This is a genomic window from Longimicrobium sp., from assembly GCF_036554565.1.
Classification (GTDB): Bacteria; Gemmatimonadota; Gemmatimonadetes; order Longimicrobiales; family Longimicrobiaceae; genus Longimicrobium.
Genome location: NZ_DATBNB010000396.1, coordinates 1 through 14,103 on the forward strand (window position 1 = coordinate 1; position 14,103 = coordinate 14,103).

13 protein-coding genes are annotated in these 14,103 nt (G+C 69.5%); 6 read left to right on the forward strand and 7 right to left on the reverse strand.

Translation table 11 applies throughout. The annotated features are described in order from the left end of the window. The 5 genes from VIB55_RS10955 to VIB55_RS10975 form a co-directional block, all read left to right on the forward strand. The coding region (locus tag VIB55_RS10955) for an aspartate aminotransferase family protein (RefSeq protein ID WP_331876699.1) at window positions 1-775 on the forward strand (775 nt) is incomplete at its 5' end. A gap of 341 nt (window positions 776-1,116) precedes the next feature. Next, window positions 1,117-2,133: an alkaline phosphatase D family protein gene (locus tag VIB55_RS10960; RefSeq protein ID WP_331876700.1), complete on the forward strand. Its 1,017-nt coding sequence runs from the start codon at window positions 1,117-1,119 to the stop codon at window positions 2,131-2,133. A 177-nt stretch (window positions 2,134-2,310) separates the two neighbouring features. Next, window positions 2,311-3,243: a TIGR01777 family oxidoreductase gene (locus VIB55_RS10965; protein WP_331876701.1), complete on the forward strand. Its 933-nt coding sequence runs from the start codon at window positions 2,311-2,313 to the stop codon at window positions 3,241-3,243. Window positions 3,244-3,563: 320 nt separating this feature from the next. Next, entirely contained in the window at window positions 3,564-4,130 is a 567-nt protein-coding gene (locus VIB55_RS10970; protein ID WP_331876702.1) for an MSMEG_3727 family PQQ-associated protein, read from the forward strand. Between the two features lie 13 nt (window positions 4,131-4,143). Further along, entirely contained in the window at window positions 4,144-5,874 is a 1,731-nt protein-coding gene (locus VIB55_RS10975) for a PQQ-dependent dehydrogenase, methanol/ethanol family (protein ID WP_331876703.1), read from the forward strand. Window positions 5,875-5,978: 104 nt separating this feature from the next. Here the strand turns inward: VIB55_RS10975 and VIB55_RS10980 are convergent, their stop codons facing one another. From VIB55_RS10980 to VIB55_RS11010, 7 genes are all read right to left on the reverse strand, one after another. Further along, window positions 5,979-6,608, reverse strand: coding sequence for a hypothetical protein (locus VIB55_RS10980; protein ID WP_331876704.1), 630 nt, complete (start codon window positions 6,606-6,608; stop codon window positions 5,979-5,981). Window positions 6,609-6,689: 81 nt separating this feature from the next. Continuing rightward, window positions 6,690-7,346, reverse strand: coding sequence for a ligase-associated DNA damage response endonuclease PdeM (pdeM, locus tag VIB55_RS10985; protein ID WP_349263012.1), 657 nt, complete (start codon window positions 7,344-7,346; stop codon window positions 6,690-6,692). Between the two features lie 93 nt (window positions 7,347-7,439). Beyond that, window positions 7,440-9,935: a ligase-associated DNA damage response DEXH box helicase gene (locus VIB55_RS10990; protein WP_331876706.1), complete on the reverse strand. Its 2,496-nt coding sequence runs from the start codon at window positions 9,933-9,935 to the stop codon at window positions 7,440-7,442. Between the two features lie 43 nt (window positions 9,936-9,978). Continuing rightward, window positions 9,979-10,827, reverse strand: a complete 849-nt coding sequence (locus VIB55_RS10995) for a hypothetical protein (protein WP_331876707.1) — start codon at window positions 10,825-10,827, stop codon at window positions 9,979-9,981. A 92-nt stretch (window positions 10,828-10,919) separates the two neighbouring features. Further along, complete coding sequence (locus VIB55_RS11000; protein WP_331876708.1) at window positions 10,920-11,786, reverse strand: class I SAM-dependent methyltransferase; 867 nt, start codon at window positions 11,784-11,786, stop codon at window positions 10,920-10,922. Window positions 11,787-11,798: 12 nt separating this feature from the next. After that, complete coding sequence (locus VIB55_RS11005) at window positions 11,799-12,596, reverse strand: DUF5995 family protein (RefSeq protein ID WP_331876709.1); 798 nt, start codon at window positions 12,594-12,596, stop codon at window positions 11,799-11,801. Between the two features lie 406 nt (window positions 12,597-13,002). Further along, window positions 13,003-13,131 (reverse strand): hypothetical protein, encoded by a 129-nt coding sequence (locus tag VIB55_RS11010; protein WP_331876710.1) that lies wholly within the window; start codon window positions 13,129-13,131, stop codon window positions 13,003-13,005. Window positions 13,132-13,266: 135 nt separating this feature from the next. On the opposite strand from VIB55_RS11010, the gene VIB55_RS11015 reads away from it, so the two are divergent. After that, window positions 13,267-14,103, forward strand: an 837-nt coding sequence (locus tag VIB55_RS11015; protein ID WP_349263011.1) for a chromate transporter, incomplete at its 3' end; no start/stop codon positions are given.

A 14,103-nucleotide genomic window follows, 5' to 3' on the forward strand; every position in this document is an offset into this window, starting at 1 on the left:
CGACGCGGAGGAGGTGGGGGCGGCGGTGCTGCGATACATCGAGCACGTGCTCGACACGCCAGGAACCGCGCACGAAGGGATCGGCGCCATCCTGGTGGAGCCCATCCAGGCACGCGGCGGCGACGTGGTGCCGCCGGACGACTTTCTCCCCGGCCTGCGCCGCATCTGCGATGAGCGCGGGCTGCTGCTGATCCTGGACGAGATCTACACCGGCTTCGGGCGCACGGGGCGGTGGTTCGCCTGCGAGCACTGGGGCGTGGTGCCGGACCTGATGGTGGTAGGCAAGGGGCTCACGGGCGGGTTTCCCTTTGCCGCCTGCATCGGTACGGACGCGGTGATGGGCGCCTGGCCCGTGTCGACGGGCGAGGCAATCCACACCTCCACGTTCCTGGGCCATCCCGTGGGATGCGCCGCGGCGCTGGCCTCCATCGCCGTGCTCCGCGACGAGCGGCTGGTGGAGCGGTCGGCGGAGCTGGGGGCGCGGATGATGGCGCGGCTGGCAGAGATGACGGCGGACCATCCACACGTGGGCGAAGTGCGCGGGCGCGGGATGATGATCGGGGTGGAGCTGGTGCGCGACCGCGGCACCCGCGAGCCCGCGCCGGAGCTGGCGGGCCGCATGATGGTGGAGGGACTGCGGCGGGGGCTGCTGCTGCTGGGCGGGGGGATCCACGGAAACGTGCTCTCCCTCTCGCCACCGTTCGTGCTTACGGACGAGCAGGCGGATCACGCGCTGGGGATGATCGGTGAGATGCTGGACCAGATACGCGGTTAGGGAGCAAGCGCCCTGGCTCTGCTGGGGCGACTGAAGTCGCGGCAACAAGGGCCCGAAGTCCGCCTTCGCGGACTGCACGCGCAGTTGAGTGCGCAGGGGCCAGCGGAATCGCGGACGAATTCTCCCTTTCCCCTGCGCAGCGGGGGAGAGGGCCGGGGAGAGGGGGCTCCCAAGGAATGCGAGGCAGCCAGTCGAACCCCGGCCGAAGTTCTCCCCTCTCCACATGCGCAGCATGGGGGGAGGGGCCGGGGGAGGGGCCCGCCGCCGCATGCGCCGACCTCAATCGAACCCCGGCCGAACATCGAATCGCACAGCACCGTCCTCGATCACCAAATTTGACGATGCCGACGATCAACATCCGCAGTCTGCTGGTGCTCACCGCGCTGACCGCGGCCGCGTGCGTGGAATCGCCGAAGCCGCAGCCGGCGCCCGCCACCTCCGCCGCGGTATCGCGCATTGCGTTCGGGTCGTGCAGCGACGAGGACCGGCCGCAGCCGCTCTGGCAGCACGTGGTTGCCGACGTTCCGGACGTCTGGGTGTGGTTGGGCGACAACATCTACGGCGACACGACGGACATGGCCGTGATGCGCCAGAAGTACGCGCGCCAGAAGTCGCATCCGGACTACCAGGCGCTACTCGGCACCGCGTCTGTCATCGGCACGTGGGACGACCACGACTACGGGCTGAACGACGGGGGCAAGGAGTTCCGGGCGAAGCGCGAAAGCCAGCAGGCCTTGCTCGATTTCTTCGACGTGCCCGCCGCCAGCCCGCGCCGCGCGCGTGCCGGTGTCTACGAGTCGTACGTCTACGGCGCGCCGGGCCGGCAGGTGAAAGTGATCCTGCTGGACACGCGCTACCACCGCGATCCGATCGGCTCGGGCGGCGACGTGCTGGGGGACGAGCAGTGGGCGTGGCTGGAGCGCGAACTGCGGAACAGCCAGGCGCAGGTGCACCTGATCGGCTCCAGCATCCAGGTGGTGCCGCAGGACCATCGGTTCGAGAAGTGGGCGAACTTTCCCGCCGAACGGGACCGGCTGTTCCGGCTGATCGGCGAGACGCGCGCGCCGGGCGTGGTGTTCCTGAGCGGAGACCGGCACATCGCCGAAATCTCCAGGCTTGAGGGAAGCGCCGCGGGCTACCCGATGTACGACATCACCTCGAGCGGCCTGACGCACACGTGGGCCGAGGACCGGCCCGAGGAGAACCGGCATCGGATGGGCGAAAAGCTGGTGGCGCTCAACTACGGTGTGCTCGACATCGACTGGCAGGCCCGCACCCTGCGATTCACCATCCGCGACGCCGACCGCCGGACGCGTCTGGAGCAGGTGATTCCGCTTGCGGAACTGCAAGCGCAGTAAGTGCGGAAGAGTGCGTGAGTGCGTGAGTGCGAAAGTGCGAAGGTACCGGGGCGCGCCCCGGACTGTAACTCGCGCCAAAGCGTGTAGTCCACGAAGGTGGACATCGTGTGGTTGTTGCAGCGAATTCATTCGCCCGAGACAGCCCGGGTCGACAATCCTCCTGCGTGTGCATTTACGATGAGCGTTTCCACGCCGACCTCCCCCGCCCCGTCCATGCGCGTGGCCATCACCGGCTCCACCGGCCTGATCGGGGCCGCGCTCGTGGACCGGCTCCGGACGGAGGGGCACACCGTTTCGCGCCTGGTCCGCTCGCGCGCCAAGGCCGGGCCGGGTGACGTGATGTGGGACCCCGGCGCGGGAACCATCGACGCCGCGGCGCTCGAAGGGGTGGATGCCGTCGTTCACCTGGCCGGCGAGAACGTCGGTACGCGGTGGACGGAGGAGAAGAAGCGGCAGATCGTGGAAAGCCGTGTCAACGGGACGCGGCTGATCGCCCAGACGATCGCGGGGCTGCAGCGGAAGCCGCGCGTGCTGGTGCAGGCATCGGCGACGGGGATCTACGGGGACCGCGGGGACGAGGCCGTCGATGAATCAAGCGCGCCCGGCACCGGCTTCCTCGCGGACGTGGGACGGCAGTGGGAAGCCGCCTCCGCACCCGCCGAGCAGGCGGGCATCCGCGTGGTGAAGCTGCGATTCGGCGTCGTGCTGAGCCGCAAGGGCGGCGCGCTGCAGCGGCTGCTGCTCCCTTTCCAGATGGGCGTCGGCGGGCCCATCGGCAGCGGGCGGCAGTGGATGCCCTGGCTTTCGCTCCCCGACGCGGTGGAGATCGTGCTGGCAGCCATCCGCGACGACCGGCTACACGGCCCCGTGAACGCCATCGCCGGCAGTGTGCGCAACGCCGACTTCACCGCGGCGCTCGGCCGGGCCGTCAACCGCCCCGCGCTGATCCCCGTCCCCGGCTTCGGCCTGCGCCTGGTGTTCGGGGAGATGGCCGACGAGGCGCTTCTCGCCAGCCAGCGCGCCGAGCCCCGGCGCCTGCGCGAGATCGGCTTCACCTACCGTCATCCCACGATCGACGACGCCCTGCACGCCGCTCTCCGCGACGGCTGACCCGCTCCACGTCCCGAGAGCGGCGCCCGAGTCCCTGCTCGGGGCCGCATCTTCTTTTCTCGTATATTCTTCCCCGGCCTTGCGTCCGCGAGGGCCGTATCACGCCTTCCGAGCGCGTTTCCGCCTTGGAAAAACCGGGCACATTCTCTGCGGGCACCTCGCCATTCGCTGCTCGGGCCGCCTCGGGTGACCCGCGGTAGGCGTGCGCGGGGGTTCCGCTGGCCCCGCGCGATCGCGCGATCCATCCACGTGGATGACCGCCGCCTGTCACCCTGCGCGCTGATCCGGTACGCAGGGCTACGAGAACCTCGGAGGGGCGCATGAGGGTGGGAACGTTGGGAAAGGTGGCGGCCACCGCAGTCCTGGCGGCATCGCTGAGCTCGTGCAACTACGTGAAGCTCCTGCGGCCCAGCGTGCTGCGCCAGCTGAACCCGCGGATGGTGAACCTGGTCAACTACCTGCCGAAGGTGGAAGACCCCAACGAGGCCATCGTCGCCCGCCTCTTCGCCCATGGCGGCCTTAGCCACGCCGAGCGCGGCGCGGACGGCGTGTATCGCCAGTCCGTGCGCATTCCCCCCGGCGAGTACATCTGGCAGCCCGCCATCATCGTGGTCCCGCAGGGCGGAGAGCTGGAACTGGAGTTCCAGAACGACGATCCGTTCTCGTATCACGCCGTAGCGCTTCCGCACGAGGGCAACCGCCAGGCGATGATGCTGCCGATGCAGACGCGCGGGCGCGCCCGGATCACACTCGACGCGCCGGGGATGTACTGGTTCGGCTGCCCCGTGGCCAACCACGCCCCCCGCGGCATGCTGGGGCTGGTGCTGGTGGAGGGCGAAGTGCCCGCCGAGGCGAAGCTGGACCGTCCCCGCCAGCGCCGGCCGTAAAGGAGACGACACGATGCGCACAGCCTATCTCGCCGTTCTGGCGCTTTCGGCCGCCGCCTGCGCGGGACCCCGGCCGCAGTATCCCGTCACCCGCACGGCCGCCCCGTTTCCCGCGTACAACGAGGCCATCCGCGGCACCGCGCCCAACGTCACCGCCACCGTCACCGGCGATCGCCTGACGCGCGCCCGGAGCGAGCCGCAAAACTGGATGACGTACTACGGCGCGTATGACGGGCAGCGGTTCAGCTCGCTGGACCAGATCAACACCACCAACGTGTCGCGGCTGCGCCCCGCGTGGAACTTCCAATTCGCCCCCATCGGGCTGATCGCCACCCCCGCCACCTATTCGTTCGAGGCGGCGCCCATCGTGGTGGACGGCGTGATGTTCGTTTCCGGGTGGGACGGCTACGTGTGGGCGCTGGACGCCGTCACCGGGCAGGTGCTGTGGCAGTACCAGCACGCGATTCCGCTGGACGTTCCGCTCTGCTGCGGCAACGTGAACCGCGGCGTGGCGGTGGCCAAGGGCAAGGTGATCATGGCCACCCAGAACGCGCACCTCGTGGCCCTCGATGCCACCAACGGCCAGAAGGTGTGGGAGCAGGTGTTCGGCGACGTGCGCGCGGGCGAGAGCGCCACGATGGCGCCGCTCGTCGTGAAGAACATGGTGATCGTGGGCAGCTCCGGCGCCGAGTACGGTGTGCGCGGGCACATGGATGCCTTCGACATCGATACCGGCCGGCGCATCTGGCGCCGGTACAACGTGCCGCGCCCCGGCGAGGCCGGCATCGAGACGTGGGGCGGCGGCGACGCGTGGGAGCGCGGCGGAGGCACGGCCTGGATCACCGGCACGTACGATCCGGAGCTGGACCTGGTATACTGGGGCACGGGCAACCCCGGACCAGTGTTCGACGACCGCGAGCGCCCCGGAGCCAACCTGTACACCAGCTCCGTCGTCGCCTTCGATCCGGACGACGGCGTCACCCGCTGGCACTACCAGTGGACCCCGACGGACGTGTGGGACTACGACGGGGTGAACGAGAACATCCTGATCGACCGCGACGGGCGGAAGCTGCTGGCCCACTTCGACCGCAACGGCTACTTCTTCGTCCTGGACCGCACCAACGGGCAGCTGGTGAGCGTGTCGCCCTTCGCCCGGACCACCTGGGGCGACATCGACCGCACCGGCCGCGTGACGCCGCGGCTGAAGCCGACGACGCAGGGCACGGAGATCTGCCCCGGTCCCGCCGGCGCCAAGGAGTGGCCGCACGCCGCGTACAACCCGCGGACGGGCCTGCTGTACGCCCCCGTCATCGAGGCGTGCGCCGAGTTCCGCCTGCGTCCCGTGGAGTTCCGCGAAGGGCTGTACTATCTGGGCGGCGAAGCCGAGGTGAAGGGCGAGCAGTGGGGCCAGGTGAAGGCGATCGATCCGGTCACGGGGCGCGAGGCGTGGTCGTGGCGCGCGCCGCACCCGATGGTGGCGTCCATCCTGACCACGGCGGGTGACCTGGTGTTCACGGGCGAGCCCAACGGCTACTTCAGCGCCTGGAACGCGCGCACGGGCGAGGTGCTGTGGCGCTATCAGACGGGCAACGGCATCCACAGCAATCCCGTGACGTACTCGGTGAACGGCAAGCAGTACATCGCCGTCCCAACGGGCTGGGGGGGCTGGCTGGAAGGCTTCGCGCCGGAGATGTTCGGCGCGCCGCGCGGCACGTCGCTGTACGTGTTCGCGCTGCCGGACTGAGGGAAGTGCGTTAGTGCGTGAGTGCGTGAGTGCGGAACTGAAGAGCCGGCCCTGGGAGCACCCCGGGGCCGGCTCTTTTCAGATGACTTGGCGTGCCCTTGTTCTTACGGAGCGACGGTGGTAGCGCGCTTCTTCGTGGCGTCGGCGAACGCCGTGAACGCGGAGACAATTCGGTGGATACCGTCCGCCCCACCGGCGATCATCGCCGCCGTGATCCACATGTCCACGGTCCTGAACGTCGCCGCCTGATGGGCCACGAGGCCGGTAAGCGCTCCTTCTGCCAAGAACTGCTGGATCGCACGAATCCCGAGTTGCGCAACGAACAGGCCGAGCGTGAAGGTGAGCGCGAACGCGATCCGGCGGCTCTGGGCCTTGTAGCGTGACAGAGTAATTTCCGCGGCGGCGACCTCCCGGTCCGATGCGGCGTTGGTCCCTGCCATCTGTTGGGCACGAGCCAGCCGAGCTTCATGCAGCTGGGCGGTTTCCGCACGCCACACCGTCATCACCACCTCGACGGCGCGCTCGATGAGCAACGCGACCAGGATCAGCGGCGCGAGTACGTTCCCGACATTCTGCAGCGCAATGTTCGAGAACTTCAGCAACTGGGGATCGGGGATGTACCGGGCCAGGATCACGAACGCGGCCAGGCACGCGGCGTACGTGACGGTGGTCTCGGACAGCGAGAAAACGCCGGTGCGGATTCGGGTGGAGACGGGAAGTGCCGGATTGCTCATGGTAGAAATCTCATAGATGAAGGGGCGAGGAATGACATCTAAAGAGATTGGATGGACACGCGCCGGATTTTCCCGCTCGAGTCACTGGATGGGAAGCACCTGTTCATCCGCCACCACGTACAGCTGATCGCCTTCCGCTACCCGCACGTCCGCGGTGCCGGTGAACTCGCCGAAGGCGGGTAGGATGCCGACGCGCGGGCCGAAGTGGAAGCAGGGGAGCCGCTGGCGCTGGCGCCCGATCCCGCGCAGGGTGACGGACGGGTGGATGTGCCCGGCCAGGATGTAGCACGCCGGCGCGGGCTCCGGGTGGTGCGCGTAGGCGAACGGCGCGTCGGGGAGCGGACCGTCGACGCACTCAATGCTCAAGTCGCGCGGAGGATCGCCCGCGTGCCGGTCGTGGTTGCCGCGTACGAGCATGATGCGCAGGTGGGAATGCGCATCCCGCCACCGCGCGAGCGCATCCAGCGTCGCGGGGGCGCGGCTGGCGCGCGCGTGGAAGAAGTCGCCCAGGTACACGAGGCGCTCCGCTGCGGTCCGCTCAAGCGCGGCCGTCAGCCGGGCGAGCGTTTCCGCCGTCGTTCCGCCCGGAACGGCCAGCCCGTGCGCCCGGAACGCCGCCGCCTTGCCGAAGTGCGGGTCCGCCACCAGCAGCGTGCGGTTCGACGGGCGGTACGCCGCGCGCTCGGCCAGCAGCACCAGCCGCTCGCCGCAGAGTTCGATTTCAAGGTCGCCGTGCAGCTTCACGTGATGCAGATCCGTGCCGTGGTCCAAACAGAAGAGGGGTACTCCGCGCAGAGAGTACCCCGATCCCGGATTCCGTGCCGCGATGCGCTACCTCCCGCTGTCCGCAGCCTTTTCGAGCGCCACCTTCATCCGCTGCACCCGGTCGCCCACCGACTCGCTGGTGACGGAGTTGCGCGTGCGGTCCACCAGCAGCGGAAACGCCAGCGGCGGCGTGCGCTTCGGCTCGGTGATCACCACGCGGCCGGCCGAAAGGCGCTCCAGCGTCTGGCCCAGGCGGCTGCTTTCCAGCTGCCGCTCCATCACCTCGCGATGCGCCTGGCTCACCAGCAGGTTGCCGGGATCGTACCGCGTGAACACGTCGAAGAACAGCCCGCTGGAGGCCTGCAGCTGCCGGGCGGACTTGCCCGCGTACGGAAAGCCCTGGAACACCAATCCCGCCACCCGCGCGATCTCGCGGAACTGCCTGCGCGCCATCTCGGCCGCGTTCAGCGACGCGGGAACGTCGTCCACCAGGCCGTGCGGCGAAAGGAGGCCGGCCGCCAGCGCCTCGTCCAGCGGGGCCGGCTCCGGCGACAGCAGCTCCACGCCGTAGTCGTTCATCGACATGGTGAACGAGATGGGCACCAGCCGCGAGATGCGGTACGCGAAGAGCGCCGCCAGCCCCTCGTGCACCAGGCGGCCGTCGAAGGGAAAGAGGAACAGGTGGTGCCCCTCGCGCGTCTTCACCCGCTCGATCAGCAGCTCGTCGGCGCGGGGGATGCGCGACCAGCGCGCCTGCACCTCCAGGATGGGCCGGATGGCCTCCATCTCGGGATCGCGGAAGACGCCGCGCGATGCCTCCTCCAGCCGGGCGCGCAGCGAGGCGGCGAGTTCGGTGGAGAGCGGCATCCGCGCCCCCATCCAGCGGGGGATGAGTCCCTTGGTGCTTTTCGTCCGGCGCACCCAGGCCGTCATGTCGCGCACGCGGACGAACTCCAGCGGCTTTCCCGCGAAGACGAAGCGGTCGCCCGGGTTCAGCCGGGCGATGAAGCTTTCTTCCACGCTGCCGAGCCGCGCCCCCGCCACGTACTTCACCGTGATGGACGCATCGCTGACGATGGTGCCGATGGACATGCGGTGCCGGCGCGCCACGCCGCGGTCCTCCACCACGTACGTGCCGTCGTCGCGCACCACCACGCGCTGGAACTCGGGATAGGCGCTCAGCGCATCGCCGCCGCGGGTGACGAAGTCCAGCACCCATTGCCACTCGTCGTCCATCAGCCCGGCGTACGAGCGGGTGGTGCGCACCTCCGCCTTCAGCTCATCGGCGCGAAAGCCGCCACCGAGCGCTACCGTCACCACGTGCTGCGCCAGCAGGTCCAGCGGCCGCTCCACAGGATGGCGGGATTCCACCGAGACCGCACGTACCCCGTCACGCGCCGCAGCCACCTCGATCAGCTCCAGCGTGTTCGTCGGCACGCAGGTGACGCGGCTGACGGCGCCCGGACGGTGCCCGCTGCGCCCCGCGCGCTGAAGCAGGCGCGCCACGCCCTTGGGCGAGCCGATCTGGAGCACGCGGTCCACCGGCGAAAAGTCCACCCCCAGGTCCAGGCTGGACGTCGCCACGACGCAGCGAAGCTTGCCCGTGCGCAGGCCGTCCTCCACCCAGTCGCGGCGCGCGCGATCCAGCGACCCGTGGTGAAGCGCGATCTGTCCCGCCCAGTCCGGCCGCGCGTCCAGCAGCGCCTGGTACCAGATCTCCGTCTGGGACCGCGTGTTGGTGAAGACGATCGCCGTTTCGCCCTCCTCGATCGCCTCCACCACCTGCGGAAGCATCTGCGTCCCCAGGTGCCCGGCCCAGGGGAACCGCTCGATCGTCGGCGGAATCAGCGCATCCACCACGATGTCCTTGGGCACCAGCCCGCGCACGATCCGCCCGGGATTCGACTCCGCGCGAACCCCGAGCAGCGCGTCGCGCGCGTCCTCCAGGTTGCCGATGGTAGCCGAGAGCCCCCACGTCCGCATCCCGGGGCGCCAGCCGCGCAGCCGCGCCAGGGCCAGCTCGGTCTGCACGCCGCGCTTGCTCCCCATCAGCTCGTGCCACTCATCGACGATCACCGCGCGCAAGTCCGCGAACAGCGCCTGGGCATCGTCGCGCGACAGGAGAAGGGCCAGACTTTCGGGGGTGGTGACGAGCGCGCTGGGAAGGCGCGTCCGCTGGCGGGATCGGACGGCCGCGGAGGTGTCTCCCGTGCGCGATTCCAGCGTCCACGAAAGCTCCAGGTCCGCCAGCGGCATCCGGAGGGCGGCCTCGGTGTCGGCGGCGAGCGCGCGGAGCGGGGTGATCCACAGGATGCGCAGCGGCGGCGCCTTGGGTCCGCCCGCAGATCCCTCGGCGAGCGACTCCAAGACCGCGCCCATCCACGCCGCGTACGTTTTGCCCGTTCCCGTCGCGGCGTGGATCAGCCCGCTCTCGCCATCCAGGTACGCGCTCCACACCTCGCGCTGAAACGCGAACGGCTCCCATCCCCGCGAGGCGAACCAGCGCTCGGCGGGTTCGATGCGGGGATCGGGAGTCGTGTCGGGGCGGCGGATGCGGATCATGGCACGGATCCACAATCAACATCCGCGCCCGAACGCCTCGCGGTCAGATGGTCTCGATGCTCAGCAGCCGGCGCGAGCGATCGCGGAGGCGGGCGTCCCATCCCGTGGACTGGCGGTCTTCCAGCGCCAGGTCGTCATCGGAAAGCATCGCGTAGGCGTTCCATCCGCCGATGACCAGGAGCAGGACGGCGGCCCCGATCGCCTCCGCGGCCGCGGGAAGGAACCCGAAGATCACCTTCATCGCGACCAGCAGCACCAGCGTGGTCCCGATCCCCGGCGCGTAGCTCCGCAGTTCGGCCAATGGTTCGGAGGCCCGCACGCCATGCCATTCCGCCTCGGCTGCGAAGACGCGGATCAGCCGGTACATCTCCTCCGTGGGCGGCGCCTGGCGCAGCGTGATCGCCAAGCCACTGGTGCCCACCACGCGCAGGTACGCGCTGTCCAGGCTCTCGGAATCACGATAGGAGGCGATGCCATCCCACGGGATCAGCGTCGTCACCTCACCGCCGTGCGAACGCAGCATCCGCTGGCTGATTCCCCGCTCGTCGACGACGAAATCCGCCATCGGCCGGGCGAGCCTGCGGTACAGCGCCCGCGTGCCCGCCGCGCCGGCGACGAGGATGCAGCCGCCCGCGATCACCACGTTGGACACGTCCGTCGTCCATCCGATGAACATCCCGACCAGAGAGAGGAGCGCCAGCATGATCCAGGCGACGGCGACCGTTGCCGCGACGCCCCCATCTACCGTGCGCAGGGTGATGCGGGCGTGGGGAGCCCCGCGCGGCGCCTCGGCCACATCCGCGACGACCGGCAGGTGCGCCGGTTCCAGGTCCACCCCGAACAAGGCCCACGGATCGGGGGTGCGGGTCTGCGCTTGGTCAACGTACATCATCGGCTGATGGCCAGGATCCGGGCTCGCGCGCTCCGGCAAGGACGCCGGAAGGTCGTGCGGAAAAGTACGGATCGCTGGCCGCGAAGATTCATTCAGCCTTCGAGCCGGGCGGAGACGCCGTACATCAGGGGGAGATCAGGATAGCCATCCGGCATACGGAAGCGGCGGCCTGGCTCGGCGCGCATCCCGCGGAAAGGCGACCATCCGTTGGAGTAGGTCCACTCGCGCAACGTTTCGATGCGCAGCCCCGCGCCGATCAGCGCCTGCGCCACCTCCGCCGTGCCCCACTGGATCTCGTACGAGCGGTACGGATTGCGGAAGTCCTGTGCGCCGTCCGTCTGCTCCCCCGCGATCAGCCCCTCGCCGGAGCCGGCGACGTAGTCCCCAACGCCTTCCTGGACCTCGATGGGCTCGCGGCTGGAGTAGGGGAACCGCAGGCGCAGGTTTTCGTCGTACATCATGGCGGCGGGATGGAACTCAACCAGCACGAATCGGCCGCCCGGCGCCAGGATGCGCGCGATTCCACGCGCCCACGCATCCAGGTCCGTCAGCCAGCACACGGCGCCATAGGACGAAAACGCCAGGTCGAAGCGCCGCCCGCCGTCCGCGGTCTCCGCCAGCCAGGCGTAGACGTCGGCGCGCTCGAACGTGGCGGGGACGCCGCTCTCGGCCGAAAGGCGTCGCGCGAAATCGATCGCCTCGTCGCTGATGTCCACGCCGGTGGCCACCGCGCCCAGCCGCGCCAGGCTGAGCGTGTCCTGCCCCGCGTTGCACTGCAGGTGCACCAGCATCCGGCCGGCGAGCGGACCCAGCAGCTCCAGCTCTTCCGGGAAGAGCGTGCTGCCGCCAGCGCGGAAGAACGCGGCCTGATCGCCCTTGTGGCTGTTGTGCGCCAGGGTGGCGGCGTTCCACGACAGGCGGTTGGCTTCGTGAAGATCGGTGCGGAGGGACTCGGACACGGTAGATGAGCGTCAGGCGGGGATGGGTGCGGCCGTGGCCACGTCCGCGGCGGCCACGGAGATGCGGAACTCGCCCTGCGCCAGCGAGCGGATGTTGGCGGCCACGTCGGCGCTCTCCTTGTGCCGCAGGACGCGCGCAAAGATGCCGTCGGCCAGGATGGCGGCGGAGGCGAACGCGGCCTCGTCGTCGCGCCGGGCGATGAGCGGAACCTGCTGCTGCAGCGGCAGTGGCGCGAGCGCCGAGGCGAACGACCACGACATCGCCCGCGCATCGTCCATCGCAAAGCCGACGATGCGGTTTTCCAGCGCCGGCGCGATCCGCGAAAGCAGCGCGAACTCCGGCGAGTCGCGGCCGATCTCGCCTTCCACCGTGGGCGTGAGCGAGGCGAGGACGGTGTTGATGCGGTCGAAGTCCGTCTTCAGGCCAGGCAGCTCGGCGCCGGGGCAGGTGCGCGCCGCGGCGATGCCCAGGTCCAGCGTGATGTGTGCGTTCATCCCCGCCAGCAGGTGCTGAAGGATGACGGGCGTGGGGCTGAGCGTGGCCACGAACGCCTTCAGCCACACCCGGCTGGGAAGCTGCCCCGCCCGCCAGGCATCCAGCGCGTCCAGGAAGCGCGTGGCGAAGGTCACGTCCAGCCGCTCCATCCGCGGCCCGTCCTGGAACTGTCCCGTGCGGATGCCGTCGCGCACGGCCAGTGTCACGCGGTTGTAGAGCGCCGCGAAGTAGCCGATGCGGTCGCCGCGCGCGACCGCATCGTCGATGATGGATTCGAGCCGCGCGATGACGTCGTCGACGCTCTGGGGTCGCATGATCGTGTGGAGTGGGATGGGGGATGAAGCGAGGGATGAATCCGAATCCGCCACAAAGACTACCTGCCCACGAATGGCCCAGCAAGCAACATCATCGAGTCACGCGGCGCGTGCCGCCCCGGCGCCGTACCTGCCCAGTCGCGCCAGGTGAGTGCCTGCCGGGCGGCACGAGCGTACAGGTCTTGCGCAACGTCGTTCATCACGGTTACATTGTGAGCACTGTCCCCGGGCTATTGCTCTCCCGACCTCGCGTCGGTGATCAACCCGGGGTTTTCTTTTGTCCAGACATAAAGTTAACAGCGTGGACAGGCTCCTCCAAGGAACTTCTCCGGACAGCCGTGACACAAAGAAAAGAGGCGCGGAACCGGCTGGCTCCGCGCCTCGATCGTTCATCAGCCGAGTCGGGTCAGCGCGCCGCGGCGGCGCGTCGCCATCCGGCGAGCCCGGGAACGGGGGAGGCGGCGGGCACCAGGCCCACGGCGATCATCGCGCTGCGCACCGACTTCGAAACGAGCTTGTATGTAGAGGCGAACATCTTGGTGCTCCGTCTTTCCGTTAGGGATCATCAGGTCCTGCCCGGCACCGTACGGGGCAGGAGCAGCCAAGGTTTCAAACGATCGGTCCCGCGCTGCGTTTGTGCTCGTTCCGTCCGCCGGTTATCCTCCCGCCCATGCACCCCCCGACGCCACCCCCCACCGAGACCGACGCGCTCCCAGACGTGCCCTTCCGCGAAGCCGTGCGGACGTGGGCGCGCGTGGGATTCCTGAGCTTCGGCGGGCCGGCCGGGCAGATCGCGGTGATGCACCGCATCCTGGTGGATGAGAAGCGGTGGATCGGCGAGGCGCGCTTTCTCCACGCGCTGAACTACTGCATGCTCCTGCCCGGGCCCGAGGCGCAGCAGCTGGCGACGTACGTGGGATGGCTGCTGCACCGCGCGAAGGGCGGACTCGTGGCGGGGCTGCTGTTCGTGCTCCCCGGGTTCCTCACCATGCTGGGCCTGAGCGCCACCTACGCGGCGTATCGCAACACCGCGCTGGTGGCGGCGCTGTTCTTCGGTCTGAAACCGGCGATCATCGCCGTGGTGGTTGAGGCGGTGATCCGCATCGGACGGCGCGCGCTGAAGGACCGCGCGCTGGTTGTGCTGGCGGCGGCCGCGTTCGCGGGCATCTTCTTCCTGCAGGTTCCCTTTCCGCTGATCGTGCTCGGTGCGGGCGTCGCAGGGTGGATCATCGACCGCCACCGCGCCGGCCCCGAAGCCCCGCCGCCCGGCGCCGTCCCGCGCCAGGGGAGCCGCGGCGCGGAGTGGATGCACACCGTGCGGGTCGTGGCCCTGTGGCTGGTGATCTGGTGGATGCCGGTGGGGCTGATGTGGATGGTGTTCGGCCGCGCGAGCGTGTTCGTGGACCAGGGGCTGTTCTTTGGGCACGCGGCGGCGGTGACGTTCGGCGGGGCGTACGCGGTGCTGGCGTACGTGGCGCAGCAGGCGGTGGAGCGGTACGGGTGGCTG